We start from the raw sequence: 14,478 nt of genomic DNA on the forward strand, positions 1-14,478 counted from the left end.
GAGAGATGAGCAGTCGCCCCATCACGCACGTGCATGCCGAGCCGTTCGATCACTTCGTGCGCGGGCGCTTCAACGCCTGGTTCTTCGCAACGCTCGACACCTATATCAACCGCGTGACCGAACCGCTCAAGCAGGCGGCGTTCGGAAGCCTCGCCGCGACGACCGTGGTCGAACTCGGCCCAGGCATCGGCGCGAACCTGACGTATCTCCCCGCGGGAGCCTTGCTCGTCGCCGTCGAACCCAACACTCGCATGCACGCTGCCCTCGCGGCTCGTTGCGAGCGAGCTGGAGTCGAGCTCCGACTCATCGCTGACTCCGCAGAACGGATGCCTCTTGCCGACGCCTCGGTCGATGAGGTGATCTGCTCCCTCGTGCTGTGCACCGTGCCCGACCCCGACGCGGTGGTCCGAGAAGTGCGGCGTGTGCTCCGGCCCGGGGGGAGGTTCCGCTTCGTCGAGCACGTCGCAGCGCCACCGCGCAGCGTGCGATCCCGGGTGCAGCGCGCATTGCGAGGGCCGTGGGGGTGGACGTTCGAGGGATGCGATCTGCATCGCGACACCGGCGCGGTCATCGAACGTGCCGGGTTCGAGCGCACCACGATGTTCGAGCGGGTGCTGCGTGGCAGCATCTTCTACCCGGTCAACACCGCGATCTGCGGGATCGCCTGGCGGTGAGGGCGGTCGGGTCGCGGGTGCTACCCGGGTTGTCCCGTCATTTCCGACGGGCTCGAAACCCGCTCGGTCGACGAGCGCTGCTGTTCCGCGTACTGCGTGCCCCAGCGCGTCAACTCGCCGAGCAGCGGCGTCGCGCTGACTCCGAGTTCGCTCAGCCGGTACTCGACCTTCGGGGGCACCTGTCGGTACACCGTGCGCGTGATGAGGCCGTCTTCTTCGAGCTCGCGCAGCTGGCGGGTGAGCACGCGTGACGTCGGATCCTGAAGGAGCCGGCCGAGTTCCCCGAACCGCAGCACCTCGTGCTCGCCGAGGAGGGTGAGGATGCTCGGCTTCCAGGCTCCGCCGAGCACGGCGATCGACACCTCGGCGTCACACGAATCGGACCACTCGCGGACGATCCGTTCCGTCTTCTCCCTCATGGAGAGCTCCCTCCTGTCGGCAGCGCACAGTATCCAAAAGGTAAGTACGTGACAATTCTGTCGGTACTTGCACCTTTTGTCTGTACTTTACAGACTCGTGATGTGACTTCACCCACCGCCATCATCGATTCGCGCTCGACCCTCCGCCTCTGGTTCGCGATGGTCCCACTGCTCCTCGGAATCTTCATCGGCGCGCTCGCGATCAGCAGCGTCTCCACCGCGCTTCCCCGAATACGTGCCGACCTGGCCTTCACCGACACCGAGGGACTCTGGTTCGTCGACATCTACTCGCTCTCGTTGGCCGCAACCCTCATCGTCGCCGCGCGCATCGGCGACGCATTCGGTCGCAAGCGGATCGTCATCATCGGCCTCGCGGGATTCGCGGTGCTGAACGCGGTCGGAGGCCTCGCAGACAGCGGGACCCTGCTCATCGTCATCCGCGGGCTGCTCGGCGTCGCCGAAGCGTTCGTCGTCGCCGGAGTGGTCGCCACCATCGGCGCCAACTACCAGGCCCGGGAGCGCGTGCTGGCGTACGGCCTGTGGACGGCGACGTTCGGCGTCGGAAGCGCTCTCGGTCCCGTCTTGGGCGGGCTGCTCTCGGACGGACCGGGGTGGCGCTGGCTGCTGCTGGGCAGCGTGCCGCTCGCGGTGCTCGCCGGGGTTCTCGCGTTCTGGTTGGTCCCCGACTCGCGCAGTTCCCGGCCCCAGTCCTGGGACATCCCGAGCATCGTCTCTTCGATCGTCGCTCTCGGCGCCCTCACGTTCGCGCTGCACGAGGCGCTTGCGGCGCCGGTGTCCGCCGCTGTGGCCGGTGCGATCGCCGTCGTGAGTCTCGTCTTCTTCATCGCCAGGCAACGACGGTTGAGCGAGCCGCTCATCGATATGCGTCTGTTCGGGCTGCAGGGGTTCAGCCCCGCCATCGTTCGGGTGCTCATCGCCAGCGGCGTCGCGTCCGGGTCCGTCCTGCTCGTGAGCCTGCATCTGCAGGACACGAGGGGCTGGAGCGCCGCGGATGCCGGACTCGCGATCCTGCCGCAGGCGGCGGCGATCGCGATCGGCGGCGTGGTCGCCCCGATCGCGCTTCGCTGGATGCGCGCACAGACCCTCACTGTCGTCGCGCTGCTCCTGCAGGCCGCCGGCATGGGATGGCTCGTCATGGACCCGGAGCTCGTCGCGGTGCCCCTGGTGTGCGTCGGCCTCGGATTCGGCATCGCTGGAACGCTTGCGGCGACCGCGTTGTTCGACGCGACGACGGACGACGACGCCGGCCAGGTCGGCGCGATCCAGGAGGTCGGCTTCGCGCTCGGCGGCGGGCTCGGCATCGCCATCCTCGGGACGATCGCTGCGGTCTCAGACGGCGGATTCGCCACCGCCGCTCTCGTCGCGGCGATCGCGCTCGTCGCCGCGGCGATCCTCCCGCTCGTGCGCCGCCGGACGGAGAGCGGTGCTCGAGCGACGCTGACGCCGGAGGACTCCTGACCTCACGCCGGTGGGGCTGCACCCCTTTCTGCCGACGTCGCGGTGAGGGTCACAGCGAGTGCGGTGACGGCGGGTCGGCAGGAGATCGATACGTTGACGCAACATCCCACCGGCTTTGCTGGTGGGATGAGTCACGCCACCGCCCGGAACGGGGACGTCGCCGCCTCGGGGCAGCATCGCGGCACATCGCCGCTGCTGGTCCTCCTGTTCGCCGTCTACCTCGTCCTGCTCGCCTGGATCATCCTGTGGAAGCTTGAAGTTCCCTTCCTCGGAGCCGGCGGCCTCCGACACGTCAAGCTCGTGCCATTCGTCGCCAGCGGCTCGGACACGGCCAGCGAACCTCTCGAGGTTGCGGCGAACTTCCTGTTGTTCGTGCCGTTCGGGGCGTACCTGGTGCTCCTCCGGCCGTCCTGGCCGCTCTGGAAGCACGTGGGAGCGCTTGCCGGGGCGAGTCTGCTCCTCGAGATCGGCCAGTATGCCCTCGCCGTCGGCAGCTCCGACGCAACGGACGTCATCGCCAACACCTCCGGAGGCATCACCGGACTCTTCGTGACGGCGCTGCTGACGCGCCGGCTTGGAGCGAGCACGATCGTCGTGACGCGGATCTGCCTTGTCGGAACCGCGGTGACCGTGCTCGCCTGCCTGGCGTTCTTCGCCTCGCCGCTGCACTACGGGCAGCGCGACGTGCCGCCCGCCCATTCCCCGAGCAGGCCGGACGCGCTCGTGGTTTCGCCTCCGGATGCTTGATGTGGCGGGCAGGATGTGGTCGGCTGTGTTCGGGGGAAGGGGTGCGACATGAACGATGACCCGTCCTGGACGCAAGTCGTCAAGGCCGTCGAACCGGAGGAGCCGCAACTCAAGCGGGTACTGGGGCCCGGACTGCTGCTCCTGTTCATCGTCGGGGACATCCTCGGCACTGGCATCTACGCGCTCACCGGCCAGGTCGCCGCTGAGGTCGGAGGGGCCGCCTGGCTGCCCTTCCTGCTCGCGTTCGCGGTGGCGACAGTGACGGCCTTCTCGTACCTCGAGCTCGTCACGAAGTACCCGCAGGCCGCCGGCGCGGCGCTGTACACGCACAAGGCATTCGGCATCCACTTCTTCACGTTCATCGTGTGCTTCATCGTGATGACCTCGGGAATCACCTCGGCCTCGACGGCCTCGCGTGCATTCGCCGCGAACCTGCTCGTCGCCTTCGGAATTCCGGATGCCACGGTGACCACGATGCTCATCGCGCTCGCGTTCATCGTGCTGATCATGCTGGTGAACCTGCGCGGTGTGAGCGAGAGCGTGTGGCTGAACGTCTTCCTGACCCTCGTGGAGCTGTCGGGCCTGCTGCTCGTCATCCTCATCGGCATGTGGGCGATCGCGGGCGGCAACGCCGACTGGTCGCGGGTCGTCGCGTTCGAGACGCCTGAGGACAAGGGCGTGCTGCTCGCGGTCAGTACGGCGACGTCGTTGGCGTTCTTCGCCATGGTCGGCTTCGAGGACTCGGTCAACATGGCTGAGGAGACCAAGGACCCCAGCCGCATCTTCCCGAAGATGATGCTGAGCGGGCTCGGCATCGCGGCGGTGATCTACGTGCTGGTGTCGATCACGGTGGTGGCCCTCGTGCCGATCGGCGAACTCGTCGGCAGCGAGACGCCGCTCGTGACCGCGGTGGAGGCCGCGGCGCCCGGGTTCCCGATCAACGACCTGTTGCCGTTCATCTCCATGTTCGCGGTCGCCAACACCGCGCTGATCAACATGATGATGGCGAGCCGGCTCCTCTACGGCATGAGCCGGCAGGAGGTGCTGCCCCCGTTCCTCGGCAAGGTCGCGCCGAAGCGGCAGTCGCCGTGGGCGGCGATCCTGTTCACGAGCGCGCTCGCCGCAGGCCTCATCGTCTACGTCTCGCTCGACGCCGAGGGATCGATCGTCGCCCTGCTCGGCGGCACGACCTCGCTCCTGCTGCTCACCGTGTTCGCGATCGTCAACGTGACCGTGCTGGTGCTGCGGCGGCAGCCCGTCGACCACAAGCACTTCCGCACGCCGACGGTGCTGCCGGTGATCGGCGCGATCACGTGCCTGTACCTGGTGTTCCCATGGACCTCCGGCCGTCCGGCCGGGCAGTACGGGATCGCGATCGCGCTGCTGGGGATCGGCGTCGTGCTGTGGATCGCCGAGCGCGTGTACACGGCTGCCCGGCGGCGACGCGTCGAAGTGTGAACCGGAACCGGTGGCGCTCGCCCTGATCGGCGAGCAGTGCGTCAGACGACACCGGCCGGCGCTGAGGGGAGCTGTACCGTCACGCGCATCCCGCCCTCGGGGCGGCCGGCGATCGAGAGCGTTCCCTCGTGCGCCTGGGCGATGCTCTTGACGATGGCGAGGCCGAGCCCGACTCCGCCGTGGTCGCCGCGGATGCGCTCGCTGCCGCGCTGGAACGGCTCGGTGAGCGTGGCGATCAGGTGCGGCGGGAGCCGCTCGCCGCTGTTCTCGACCACGAGCGCGACGGATCCCGCGTCGACCGTCGTCGTGACCCGCGCAATGCCGTGTTCGGGCAGGTTGTGCACGATGGCGTTGTGCAGCAGGTTCGTGACCATCTGCAGGAGGAGCGCCCGCGAGCCGAGGGCGAGGGCGATGTCCCCGGATGTCTCGATGGCGACCCCGCGTCGCTCCGCCATCGGCAGGAGCGTCTCCGCGGCCTGTTCGGCGAGGAGCGAGAGGTCGACGACCTCGCGTGTGAAGGACCGCTGGTCGGCGCGACTCAGCAGGAGCAGCGCCTCGGTGAGGTCGATCGCGCGGGTGTTGACCGCGGTGAGACGTTCGATGAGCGCGTCGGCGTCGCGACCCGGATCGTTGCGTGCGACTTCGAGCATCGTCTGCGTGATCGCGAGCGGGGTCCGCAGCTCATGCGAGGCGTTCGCCGCGAATCGCTGCTGCTCGGCGACGTGCGCCTCGAGCCGGGCGAGCATTGCGTCGAAGCTGTCGGCGAGCTCACGGAACTCGTCGTTCCGTCCCTCCATCGCGATGCGGTACGAGAGCGAACCATCGGCCGCCTTGCGCGTGGCCTCCGTGATCCGATCGAGGGGAACGAGCATGCGGCCCGCCAGGAACCACCCTCCCAGGAGCCCGAAGACCAGTAGGAACAGCAGCACGAGTGTCACCACGGGGCCGAACGCGCGAATCAGGTCGTCGCGCCCCGGGACGAATCCGTCGATCGATTGGGTCGCGCGAGCGGGCACGTAGCGCAGGAGGAAGAGCCACACGGCGGCGAGCAGCAGAACGCTCGCGACCATCAGGAACCCGGCGTAGCTGAGGGTCAGCCTGAGCCGTACGCTCATGCCGGGTGCTCTACTCACGATCGCCCGCCTCGCCGCCGGCGGAGGCGCCGGTGTCGATCCGGTAGCCGACCCCGGGGACCGTGGCGATGATCCACGGCTCGCCGAGCCGTTTCCGCAGCGCCGAGACGGTGATGCGCACGGCGTTCGTGAACGGGTCGGCGTTCTCGTCCCATGCCCGCTCGAGCAGCTCTTCGGCGCTGATCACGCCGCCCTCCGCGGCGACGAGCACCTCGAGCACCGCGAACTGCTTGCGGGTCAACGCGACGTACCGGCCGTCTCGGTAGACCTCGCGCCGGAACGGGTCCAGCCGCAGCCCGGCGATCTCGCGCACGGGCGGCCGGCTGTGCGCCCGCCTGCGGTCGAGTGCTCGGAGCCTGAGCACGAGCTCCTCCAGCTCGAACGGCTTGGTCAGGTAGTCGTCGGCGCCGAGGCCGAACCCGGACGCCTTGTCGTCGAGCCGGTCGGCCGCCGTGAGCATCAGGATCGGCATGCCGCTGCCGGAGGCGACGATGCTCTCGGCGACCTCGTCGCCGGATGGGCCAGGAATGTCGCGGTCGAGCACGGCGATGTCGTAGGCGTTGATGCTCAACAGCTCGAGCGCGGTGTCCCCGTCGCCGGCGATGTCCGCCGCGATCGCCTCCAGGCGCAACCCGTCGCGAATGGCTTCCGCCATGAAGGGCTCGTCCTCAACCACCAGCACACGCATACTCGCAATGCTAGGAGGCGCGGTATATCGCGGGCGTATCAGTACGTGACCGTCGGCGTGCGTCGCGACTCATCCGGCCCACACCGCATCGATCGGGATGTCGCGGCCCACGATCCTCGACGCCGCCCGGTGGCCAGAGAACAGCGCCGCGGGCACGGTCGCCGGGTCGTCCGTCCAAGTCGCTTCGCCGGCCAGGTGGAGGACACCGCCGACCGGTGTCGCGAGATCGTCGTGGTCGGTCGTCGTCGAGCCGAGCGTCATGTACGCGTACGAGCCGCGGGCGAACGGGTCGTCCTGCCACGCCGTGACGTGCACGTGGCTCGGCTGCTCCACGCGCTCGCCGTAGAGCCTGCGGAGTTGTACGAGAACGGATTCGGCGACCTGCTCGTCGCTCCACCCGCGGGTCGCACGCGCCGCCGGTCCTGCCGCGAAGGTGAGGAGCGTGGGCGTGCCGTGAAGCTCGGTGAGGTCGTACCAGGAATGCCACCAGCGGCTCTCGGGCCCCTGCTGCCGCACCGCGTAGACCCCGTCGTCCCAGAACTTCGTCGGGAACCGCAGGAAGACCTTCTCGAACGCGTTCATCTCGAGCCTGCCCAGGGCGCCTGCGACGGGCTCGGGCAGTGGCGGCTCGATGGTGAAGTCGTCGGACCGCAGCACACCGACGGGCACCGTCACCACGGCGTTGCCGGCCGTGAAGTCGCCGCGTCCGGTCGTGACGGTGACGCCGCCGGTCGACCATCGCACCTGCGAGACGACGTGTTCGAGGCGGAGGTCGAGTCCGGCCGCGAGTCGCTCGGGCAGTCGGTCGTAGCCGTCGGGGAACACCACCTCGTCGCCGTCGATGGAGTCGTCGTCGAGGCCGTGGGCGGCGAGATCCTCGATCCACGCGCCGTACTGCTCCTCCGCCCGATGCTCCAGGAACTCGCGCACGCGCTGGGTGCGCTCGGCGTCCCAGCCCTGCTCGGCGAGTGCCGTCTCGGTGACGTCGCGGTACGAGGCATCCGTGTCGGATGCCGCGACGGCCTCGGCGAGCGCGGCATCGACCACACGGATGTCGTCGGCGAACCGGTGCGCCGCGGCATCCGTGAGTCGAACGCCGTCGGGACCGTAGTACGCGATCGGACGGCTGTCGGACTGGTACCCGCCCACCGTGAACTCGACCGTCGGCATGCCGAACGCCGCGGCCGCCGCGGCGACCGGGCTGTCGGTGATGCCATGGATCCACGATGCGCCGAGGTCGGTGACGTGACCGTCACGGCGGTCGGTCCAGACCCTGCCGCCCACCCGGTCGCGGGCCTCGAGCACGACGACGCGGCGGCCTGCCGTCGTCAACAGGCGTGCGGCCGTCAAGCCGGCCACCCCTGCACCGATCACGATCGTGTCGACGTGTTCCATCGCCGTCCCCTTCAGCAGAGCGGATGCCTCGTGACTCCGACGCTATCGCTCGTTCGACGACATTCCGATGCCGGATCGGTCAGTCGACCAGGCGAAGTGCGGCGTCGAGGCTGCCGAGCGCGGCGGCGGCATCGACCCGGGTGAGTGCGAAGGTCGCGACGAGCAGCGCCGTGCAGGTCTCGGCCATGCGGTCGACCTCGCCGGCGAGGCGATCGGGATGCCGCGCCGCGATGCCGCTCCGCATGGCCGATTGCAGCTCGGCGCGGTAGTCGGCCACGATCTCGCGCACGGCGTCGTCGTGTGCGATCGGTCCGCCGGCGGCGTTGATCAGGAGACATCCGTTCTCGGCGGTGAAGGAGTCGGATCGTGCCAGTGCCGCGCGAAGGCCGGTGAAGTACTCGACGATCGCATCGGGGGAGACCCGTGCGCCCGTGAGCGGGCGGAGCCGCGGGCGGATGACCTCGTCGAGATAGCTGTTCACGGCGGCGTCGAAGAGTCCCCGCTTGCTGTCGAAGGCGTTGTAGAGGCTCGACCGCTTCAGGCCCGTCGCCGCCTCGAGGTCGGGAATGGACGCGTCTTCGTACCCGTGCTGCCAGAACACGGCGCGGGCGGCGCGAACGACTTCTGCGGTGTCGAACGTCTGCAGACGACCCATGAATCGGCTCCTTTTTGCGTAACGGTCGTTCCAGTATATATTAGAACGATCAGTACAAAAAGTCATCGACAACGAACGCCCACGGGGCAGCAGGGAATCACGTCATGGTCATCGCAGCACTCGTGCTGGCGGGCGTCGCCGCGCTCATCCACGTCTACATCTTCTTCCTGGAGTCGATCGCCTGGACGGGGGAGCGAGCTCGCGCGACTTTCGGGTTCACGGCCGACGAAGCGGCCACGATGAAGCTCCTCGCCTTCAACCAGGGCTTCTACAACCTGTTCCTCGCGATCGTCACGACGCTCGGCATCGTCTTCTTCGCCGCCGGTCAGGTGCCGATCGGCGCGACCCTCGTCTTCGTCGGAACCGGCTCGATGGCGGCGGCGGCCCTCGTGCTGCTCATCTCGGCGCCGGCCAAGCGCGCGGCGGCCCTCAAGCAGGGCGTCGTGCCGCTGCTCGCCGTCGTCGCGCTCGTCATCGGCCTGTCGATCTAGCTTCGCCGCAGCATCCGCTCACTCGCTCACCCGCACACCCGCTCACCATGACATCGGCTCACGAGGCCGAGAAAGCGAATCACCACCGTGTCGAACACGACCAGCACGCACGTCCAGCTCATCGCCCGCCCCGAGGGATGGCCGACCCCGGCCGACTTCCGCATCGCCACCGTCGCATACGGCGAACTGGAACCCGGCTGGATCCGCGTGCAGAACGAGTTCGTCTCGGTCGATCCGTACATGCGAGGCCGGATGAACGACGTGCGCAGCTACGTCGCGCCATACGCCCTCGGCGAGACCATCGCCGGCGGAGCGATCGGCCGAGTCGTCGCGTCCGAGGCGGACTCGATCCCCGTCGGCAGCGTGGTGCTGCACCAGCACGGCTGGTCCGACATCGTGCAGCACGAGGCGACGACCTTCCGCGTCGTGCCCGAGCTGCCGGGCGTGCCGCTGTCGCTGTACCTCGGCATGCTCGGCATGACGGGGCTGACCGGCTACGTCGGCCTCACCGCGATCGCGGGCCTGAAGCCCGGCGACACGGTCTTCATCTCCGGTGCCGCCGGTGCCGTCGGCACCGCCGCCGGGCAGATCGCGAAGCTCCTCGGCGCCGGCCGGGTCATCGGGTCGGCCGGGTCGGCCGAGAAGGTGCGCCTGCTGACCGAGAAGTACGGCTACGACGCCGCTCTCAACTACAAGGATGCCCCGGTGCGCGAGCAGCTCGCAGAGCTCGCGCCCGACGGGGTCGACGTGTTCTTCGACAACGTCGGCGGCGACCACCTCGAAGCGGCCCTCGACGTCATGAACGACGGGGGCAGGATCGCCCTCTGCGGTGCGATCACGAGCTACAACACGACCGAGAAGGCGGTCGGACCCGACAACCTGGCCAACATCATCACGCGCGGGTTGTCGGTCACGGGGTTCACGCTCGCGGCGTACCTCCACCTCGCGCCGGAGTTCAACGGTCGCATGACCGCTTGGTTCTCCGAGGGCCGCATCGCCTACGACGAGACTATCGTCGACGGCATCGACAACACCGTCGATGCGTTCCTCGACATGATGCGCGGCGCCAACACGGGCAAGATGCTCGTTCGCGTCGAACCGGCGGCCTCACGCGACTGAACGACGCCGAACCGCTGCGGCTCGGCGCCTGCTCACAGGAGCAGCGCCACCCCGCTCGTCACGAGCCAGAGCGACCACGCGATGTACGTGACCGGGGTGAGCCGGGCGGCGAGCGTCCAGCCATGCCGCTCGAAGGGGCCGACGAACTCGAACGAGCACACGACGAGCACGGCGCCGATCACGATGCCGACGGTGCCGACGAGCGGGTGGGCTTCGGTGCTCTGCACGAGGGCGACCCCCGTGAGGACGCTCCATGCCCCGGTGAGCAGATAGCCCAAGTGCTCTCCGACGGCGACGCCGAGATAGCGATTGAAGGACTGGAAGACCACATCGATCGCCGCGCGTCGCGCGTCCGTTGCGCCGGGTTCGGCATCGGCGCGGGCCAGATACGGTACGAGGAACGGCCACCGCACGAGGCCGAGGAACTGCACGATGGACGCGAGCACGCCGACGGTCGCACCGAGCGCGAGCAGCACCGGGTCGGCGCCGTCGAGCCGGTACGCGAGCAGGACGGCCAAGGGCGCGAAGAGCACGGCCGTCATCGCGAAGCCCCACCAGAGCAGCACGAGGCCGGAGCCTCCTGCTCGGAAGCGCGCGAGGATCTCGCCGGTCGGCCGCCGAAGGATCTCGGGATAGTCGAACACCTTCGCGAGCGCGGCGAACGCCGCGTTGAACGCGATCGGAAGGACGATCAGGAGGATGGCTGCAGCCGGTGACGTCGTCATGGAAGACCTCCTCCGCGAGAATGCTCCCAGTATGGTCCCGAACCCTCGTTGCCGGCGCGCCGATCAGATCATCGGCGTCACGGCCGCGCGAACGATCGCTCCAGACGTCCGAGTCCCTCGCAGATGGTGGACGGTTCGTAGGTCGTGAACGAGAGCCGCATCGTCGCAGGGTCGGGCCGCTCCGCGTAGAACGGCGCCCCCGGCACGTAGGCCACCGACTGCTCGATCGCCGCCGTGAGATGGTGGGCGGCGTCGTGCCCGGGTGGCAAGGTCGCCCACACGAACATCCCGCCGTGCGGGCTGCTCCACGTGCTCCCGGCCGGAAGCGTCTGGGGCAGGGCCGAGAGCATCGCGTCCCGGCGCTCGCCGTAGGCGACGCGGATGCGATCGAGGGCGGTCTCGAGGCCGCCGGTGGTCAGGTAGTGCGCGGCGGCGGCCTGGTCGACGGTCGAGGTGTGCAGGTCCGCGGCCTGCTTGGTCACGACCACGGTGGAGTGGATGTCGGCGCGGGTCCGGATCCAGCCGAGCCGGAGACCCGGGGCGAGCACCTTCGAGAAGCTGCCGACCGTGACGACGTGGTCGTCCGCGAAGGCGGCGAGATACGGCAGCGGATCGCCCGAGTAGCGCAGTTCGCGGTACGGCTCGTCTTCGACGATGCGGAAGCCGTGCCTGATGGCGAGTGCGGCGAGCCCCTCGCGCGTCGCGACGTCGAGGCTCGTGCCGGTGGGGTTCTGGAACGTCGGCACCGCGTACATGAGCTTCGGGCGGTGCTGCTCGGCGAGCCGGTCCAGCGCGTCGAGGTCGATGCCGTCCGCGGTCGTGGGCACCCCGACGATCCGTGCTCCGGCGAGCGTGAACGCCTGGAGTGCGGCGAGGTAGCTCGGGCGCTCCACGAACACGGTGTCGCCCGGGTCGAGCAACGACATCGCCAAGAGGCTGAGCGCCTGCTGCGACCCGGTCGTCACGAGGATCTCGTCGCGCGTCGTGGGCAGCCCCTGGGCGGTGTAGCGGTCGGCGATGAACTCGCGGAGCGCCGGGTTGCCTTCGCTCGTCGAGTACTGCAGCCCGCCGGGTCGCCGCAGCGCCGCGTCGAAGGAGCGTCGGAGTCCGTCGAGGTCGAAGTGCTCGGGAGCGGGCAGGCCGCCGGCGAATGAGATGACGTCGGGGTTCTCGGTGAGCGCGAGGAGATCGCGCACCGGCGATCGCGTCGTGCCGCCGGAACGCTGCGACGGGCGGGGGAGTATGGCTGGAACGGGCATGGGCACCTCAACGGCGGAGTAGGGGAACGTCAGGATCTGGTGGCCGTCTCGATCGTGTCCCCGGCCGGGCGAGGCTGCCATCGTGGTCGGATGGCGGGCTCGTAGCTTTACGGTACAGAATGTATCGTATGACGGCAACGGCGTTGGGGCGGCCACGGCACGAGAGCATCGATCGGGCGATCCTCGACGCGGCAGCGCGCATCATCGAGCTCGAGAACTACCGAGCGCTCACCGTCGGGCGAGTGGCCCAGGATGCCGCGACGACGCGCGCCGCCGTGTACCGACGCTTCCGCACGACCGCCGAGCTCGCGATCGCAGTGCTCGGCGACCGCTTCGGCACCGACCCGGGCGTCGACACGGGCGACCTCGAGACCGATCTCCGGACGATCCAGCGGCATCGCCTCGAGCTGTTCAACCATCCGCTCATCGTGCGCGGGCTTCCGGGGCTGATCGACGACCTCTCGCTCCAGCCCGATGCCGCGCGGCGCTTCTCCGAGGAGTTCCTCGGGCCTCGGCGAACGGCGACCACGCGTGCCGTGCAGCGGGCGATCGATCGCGGGGCCGCTCCGGCATCCGTCGATGTGGAGTGGATCAGCGACCTGCTCACCGGCCCGCTCCTCATGCGAGCGCTGCTGCCCGGCCTGCAGACGATCGACACGGCACTGATCGAGCACACCATCGGCGCTGCCATGACCGAACTGGGCGGGCCGCCGGCGGGCTCAGGTGACGACGTCCTCGATGATCGAGGCCACCCCGATCAGGAGCACGAGTAGCCCGGCTGCGATCCAGAGCCACTCGACGCGAGGAGTGAGGCGCCGGCCCTGTGCGGCGACGCCGGGCGGCGGGCGGTGGATCACCGGAGCGGCGCCGGTCGACTGCGTGACGTGAGTGGCGCCGAGTCGCTCGTCGCGCCAGCGCGCCCAGCGCGCCACCTGCTCGGTCAGCGCATCGACGACCGAGAACAGCCAGCGCCACGTCTCGGGATCGAGGGTCGAGAGGTCCTTGCGCGAGTACAGGAACATATGATCGTCGACGATCTCGACGTCGAGCTCCGCCACCGTGTCGATGAATCCGGCCATCACCTCGGGCGTGAACAGGTAGAGCGCATCGGTCTCGTAGCCGTCGGGGCAGTAGAGCTCGAAGTAGCGGTCGAAGTCGCCCTCGAGGCGCAGCCGCTGGCTCCGCGCGAACTCGACGGGCAGGTTCCGGCGACCGAGCGAGTTGTTGCCCTTCGCGTCGAGCACGACGTGCGGCAGCGTCGCCGGCAGCCGGATCGCGACGTAGCCCCACCGGTGCTGCTCGCGGCTCTTGCCCTCGCCCGTCATTGCGTAATGGTTGGCGATGGAGACGGGATGCCGCCCGGCCCGCGACACCACGTCGTAGGCGAGCTCCGTGCCGCCCCGTGTGAAGATCATGCCGGGGAACGCGGGCCCGGGCTGCACCGGCGCGTAGGTCATGCCGTTCGCCTCGGCGAATCGGTGGAGGCGGTACTGGCGCCGCCCGGCGCGACGGACGAGTGCGCGAACCACGAGCACGGCGGACACGACGACGAAGCCGAGATACGGCAGGAGCAGGAACCAGGCCGCGAAGCCCTCACTCGGGTCGGAGGGGGCGAACAGGTCATCGCCGAGCAGCGACGTCCAGAAGGCGAGCAGCACGAGGGCCGCGACGAGGAGCACTCCCGGCCAGACGACGGTGGCGGGGCTCGGCCTGACCGACGCCGGCAACCGGGCTCGGTACGCCCGCAGCGATGCCGGGTCGATGTGCTCTTCGAGCGCCGAGGTGTCGAGGCGCGTCGCCGTCGACGTGATGCCGCGTTCACTCATGATCGTCGGAGGCTCGAATCATCGACGAGCGCGGTCGGCGAGCTTCGCGTCGAGCGCGGCGGTGTCGGGCACGAACCAGGCGGCGTCGCCGCGGTTCGTCTCACGCACGAGTGCCGCGAACGCATCGTCCGCGGCGAGGCGCTCCGAGATGTCGCCGACGATCGCGATGCGCAGGCGGTAGTTGCCGAACTTGCCCAGCAGCTCGCCCGCGAACCCGCTCGAGAGGTCGAAGAAGGTCTCGTCGAGTCGTTCGACCGGGATCGCGATGAGGCCGGCCTGCGCCGACCAGGCGCCGCCGATGAGATCGGACGTGTCGTCGTCGGTCGCGATCGTGGGACCGTCGACGTCGAGGCGATCGACGCGCACTCCGCGGAGCTCTTCGATGGGCATGGCTCCACGCTAACCCCGAC

The 14,478-nt window shown here is 69.2% G+C and carries 16 protein-coding genes; 7 read left to right on the plus strand and 9 right to left on the minus strand.

Annotation, left to right across the window (positions count from 1 at the left end; translation table 11 throughout):
* Positions 1 to 5 precede the first annotated feature (5 nt).
* Positions 6 to 674, plus strand: a complete 669-nt coding sequence (locus tag ACFTQE_RS08300; protein ID WP_376924602.1) for a class I SAM-dependent methyltransferase — start codon at positions 6 to 8, stop codon at positions 672 to 674.
* 20 nt (positions 675 to 694) lie between these two features.
* Here the strand turns inward: ACFTQE_RS08300 and ACFTQE_RS08305 are convergent, their stop codons facing one another.
* A complete protein-coding gene (locus ACFTQE_RS08305) occupies positions 695 to 1,093 on the minus strand; it encodes a winged helix-turn-helix transcriptional regulator (RefSeq protein ID WP_376924603.1) in 399 nt (132 codons plus the stop codon).
* A gap of 102 nt (positions 1,094 to 1,195) precedes the next feature.
* Here ACFTQE_RS08305 and ACFTQE_RS08310 point away from each other — a divergent pair, with 102 nt between their 5' ends.
* The 3 genes from ACFTQE_RS08310 to ACFTQE_RS08320 all read left to right on the plus strand — a co-directional run bounded on the left by ACFTQE_RS08310 (position 1,196) and on the right by ACFTQE_RS08320 (position 4,777).
* Positions 1,196 to 2,572 carry an MFS transporter gene (locus tag ACFTQE_RS08310; RefSeq protein WP_376924604.1) on the plus strand — a complete coding sequence of 459 codons (1,377 nt, stop codon included), beginning with the start codon at positions 1,196 to 1,198 and terminating at the stop codon, positions 2,570 to 2,572.
* A 126-nt stretch (positions 2,573 to 2,698) separates the two neighbouring features.
* The gene (locus tag ACFTQE_RS08315; RefSeq protein ID WP_376924605.1) at positions 2,699 to 3,319 is read left to right on the plus strand and encodes a VanZ family protein; all 621 of its coding nucleotides are present in this window, start codon (positions 2,699 to 2,701) and stop codon (positions 3,317 to 3,319) included.
* A 48-nt stretch (positions 3,320 to 3,367) separates the two neighbouring features.
* Positions 3,368 to 4,777, plus strand: coding sequence for an APC family permease (locus ACFTQE_RS08320; protein ID WP_376924606.1), 1,410 nt, complete (start codon positions 3,368 to 3,370; stop codon positions 4,775 to 4,777).
* Positions 4,778 to 4,818: 41 nt separating this feature from the next.
* Here ACFTQE_RS08320 and ACFTQE_RS08325 read toward each other — a convergent pair whose 3' ends face one another.
* From ACFTQE_RS08325 to ACFTQE_RS08340, 4 genes are all read right to left on the minus strand, one after another.
* Entirely contained in the window at positions 4,819 to 5,892 is a 1,074-nt protein-coding gene (locus ACFTQE_RS08325; protein ID WP_376924607.1) for a sensor histidine kinase, read from the minus strand.
* A 10-nt stretch (positions 5,893 to 5,902) separates the two neighbouring features.
* Positions 5,903 to 6,598 carry a response regulator transcription factor gene (locus ACFTQE_RS08330; protein WP_376924608.1) on the minus strand — a complete coding sequence of 232 codons (696 nt, stop codon included), beginning with the start codon at positions 6,596 to 6,598 and terminating at the stop codon, positions 5,903 to 5,905.
* A gap of 69 nt (positions 6,599 to 6,667) precedes the next feature.
* Positions 6,668 to 7,993: a flavin monoamine oxidase family protein gene (locus tag ACFTQE_RS08335; RefSeq protein ID WP_376924609.1), complete on the minus strand. Its 1,326-nt coding sequence runs from the start codon at positions 7,991 to 7,993 to the stop codon at positions 6,668 to 6,670.
* 79 nt (positions 7,994 to 8,072) lie between these two features.
* Entirely contained in the window at positions 8,073 to 8,648 is a 576-nt protein-coding gene (locus tag ACFTQE_RS08340; protein ID WP_376924610.1) for a TetR/AcrR family transcriptional regulator, read from the minus strand.
* A 104-nt stretch (positions 8,649 to 8,752) separates the two neighbouring features.
* Between ACFTQE_RS08340 and ACFTQE_RS08345 the strand changes: the two genes are divergently transcribed.
* Both ACFTQE_RS08345 and ACFTQE_RS08350 read left to right on the plus strand, forming a co-directional pair.
* Positions 8,753 to 9,139 carry a DUF1304 domain-containing protein gene (locus ACFTQE_RS08345; protein WP_376924611.1) on the plus strand — a complete coding sequence of 129 codons (387 nt, stop codon included), beginning with the start codon at positions 8,753 to 8,755 and terminating at the stop codon, positions 9,137 to 9,139.
* An 87-nt stretch (positions 9,140 to 9,226) separates the two neighbouring features.
* Entirely contained in the window at positions 9,227 to 10,258 is a 1,032-nt protein-coding gene (locus ACFTQE_RS08350; protein WP_376924612.1) for an NADP-dependent oxidoreductase, read from the plus strand.
* A gap of 32 nt (positions 10,259 to 10,290) precedes the next feature.
* Here the strand turns inward: ACFTQE_RS08350 and ACFTQE_RS08355 are convergent, their stop codons facing one another.
* Together ACFTQE_RS08355 and ACFTQE_RS08360 are read right to left on the minus strand one after the other, a co-directional pair.
* A complete protein-coding gene (locus ACFTQE_RS08355; protein WP_376924613.1) occupies positions 10,291 to 10,983 on the minus strand; it encodes a DUF4386 domain-containing protein in 693 nt (230 codons plus the stop codon).
* Positions 10,984 to 11,060: 77 nt separating this feature from the next.
* The gene (locus ACFTQE_RS08360) at positions 11,061 to 12,179 is read right to left on the minus strand and encodes a PLP-dependent aminotransferase family protein (RefSeq protein WP_376924614.1); all 1,119 of its coding nucleotides are present in this window, start codon (positions 12,177 to 12,179) and stop codon (positions 11,061 to 11,063) included.
* Positions 12,180 to 12,370: 191 nt separating this feature from the next.
* Here ACFTQE_RS08360 and ACFTQE_RS08365 point away from each other — a divergent pair, with 191 nt between their 5' ends.
* Entirely contained in the window at positions 12,371 to 13,015 is a 645-nt protein-coding gene (locus ACFTQE_RS08365) for a TetR/AcrR family transcriptional regulator (RefSeq protein WP_376924615.1), read from the plus strand.
* Here ACFTQE_RS08365 and ACFTQE_RS08370 read toward each other — a convergent pair.
* On the minus strand, positions 12,962 to 14,068 hold the full coding sequence (locus ACFTQE_RS08370) for a hypothetical protein (protein ID WP_376924616.1): 1,107 nt from the start codon (positions 14,066 to 14,068) through the stop codon (positions 12,962 to 12,964). The genes ACFTQE_RS08365 and ACFTQE_RS08370 overlap by 54 nt on opposite strands.
* Positions 14,069 to 14,086: 18 nt before the next feature.
* A complete protein-coding gene (locus ACFTQE_RS08375; RefSeq protein WP_376924617.1) occupies positions 14,087 to 14,458 on the minus strand; it encodes a DUF4180 domain-containing protein in 372 nt (123 codons plus the stop codon).
* Between the last annotated feature and the right edge of the window lie 20 nt (positions 14,459 to 14,478).

The organism is Agromyces sp. NPDC056965 (assembly GCF_042673425.1).
In the GTDB taxonomy this organism is placed as follows: domain Bacteria; phylum Actinomycetota; class Actinomycetes; order Actinomycetales; family Microbacteriaceae; genus Agromyces.

Excerpts from the sequence above, each read along its gene's own strand:
- ACFTQE_RS08365 (WP_376924615.1), top strand. The coding sequence starts at position 12,371 with ATGACGGCAACGGCGTTGGGGCGGCCACGGCACGAGAGCATCGATCGG.
- ACFTQE_RS08330 (WP_376924608.1), bottom strand. The coding sequence starts at position 6,598 with ATGCGTGTGCTGGTGGTTGAGGACGAGCCCTTCATGGCGGAAGCCATT.
- ACFTQE_RS08340 (WP_376924610.1), bottom strand. The coding sequence starts at position 8,648 with ATGGGTCGTCTGCAGACGTTCGACACCGCAGAAGTCGTTCGCGCCGCC.
- ACFTQE_RS08345 (WP_376924611.1), top strand. The coding sequence starts at position 8,753 with ATGGTCATCGCAGCACTCGTGCTGGCGGGCGTCGCCGCGCTCATCCAC.
- ACFTQE_RS08325 (WP_376924607.1), bottom strand. The coding sequence starts at position 5,892 with ATGAGCGTACGGCTCAGGCTGACCCTCAGCTACGCCGGGTTCCTGATG.
- ACFTQE_RS08305 (WP_376924603.1), bottom strand. The coding sequence starts at position 1,093 with ATGAGGGAGAAGACGGAACGGATCGTCCGCGAGTGGTCCGATTCGTGT.
- ACFTQE_RS08355 (WP_376924613.1), bottom strand. The coding sequence starts at position 10,983 with ATGACGACGTCACCGGCTGCAGCCATCCTCCTGATCGTCCTTCCGATC.
- ACFTQE_RS08315 (WP_376924605.1), top strand. The coding sequence starts at position 2,699 with ATGAGTCACGCCACCGCCCGGAACGGGGACGTCGCCGCCTCGGGGCAG.
- ACFTQE_RS08335 (WP_376924609.1), bottom strand. The coding sequence starts at position 7,993 with ATGGAACACGTCGACACGATCGTGATCGGTGCAGGGGTGGCCGGCTTG.
- ACFTQE_RS08375 (WP_376924617.1), bottom strand. The coding sequence starts at position 14,458 with ATGCCCATCGAAGAGCTCCGCGGAGTGCGCGTCGATCGCCTCGACGTC.
- ACFTQE_RS08320 (WP_376924606.1), top strand. The coding sequence starts at position 3,368 with ATGAACGATGACCCGTCCTGGACGCAAGTCGTCAAGGCCGTCGAACCG.
- ACFTQE_RS08300 (WP_376924602.1), top strand. The coding sequence starts at position 6 with ATGAGCAGTCGCCCCATCACGCACGTGCATGCCGAGCCGTTCGATCAC.
- ACFTQE_RS08370 (WP_376924616.1), bottom strand. The coding sequence starts at position 14,068 with ATGAGTGAACGCGGCATCACGTCGACGGCGACGCGCCTCGACACCTCG.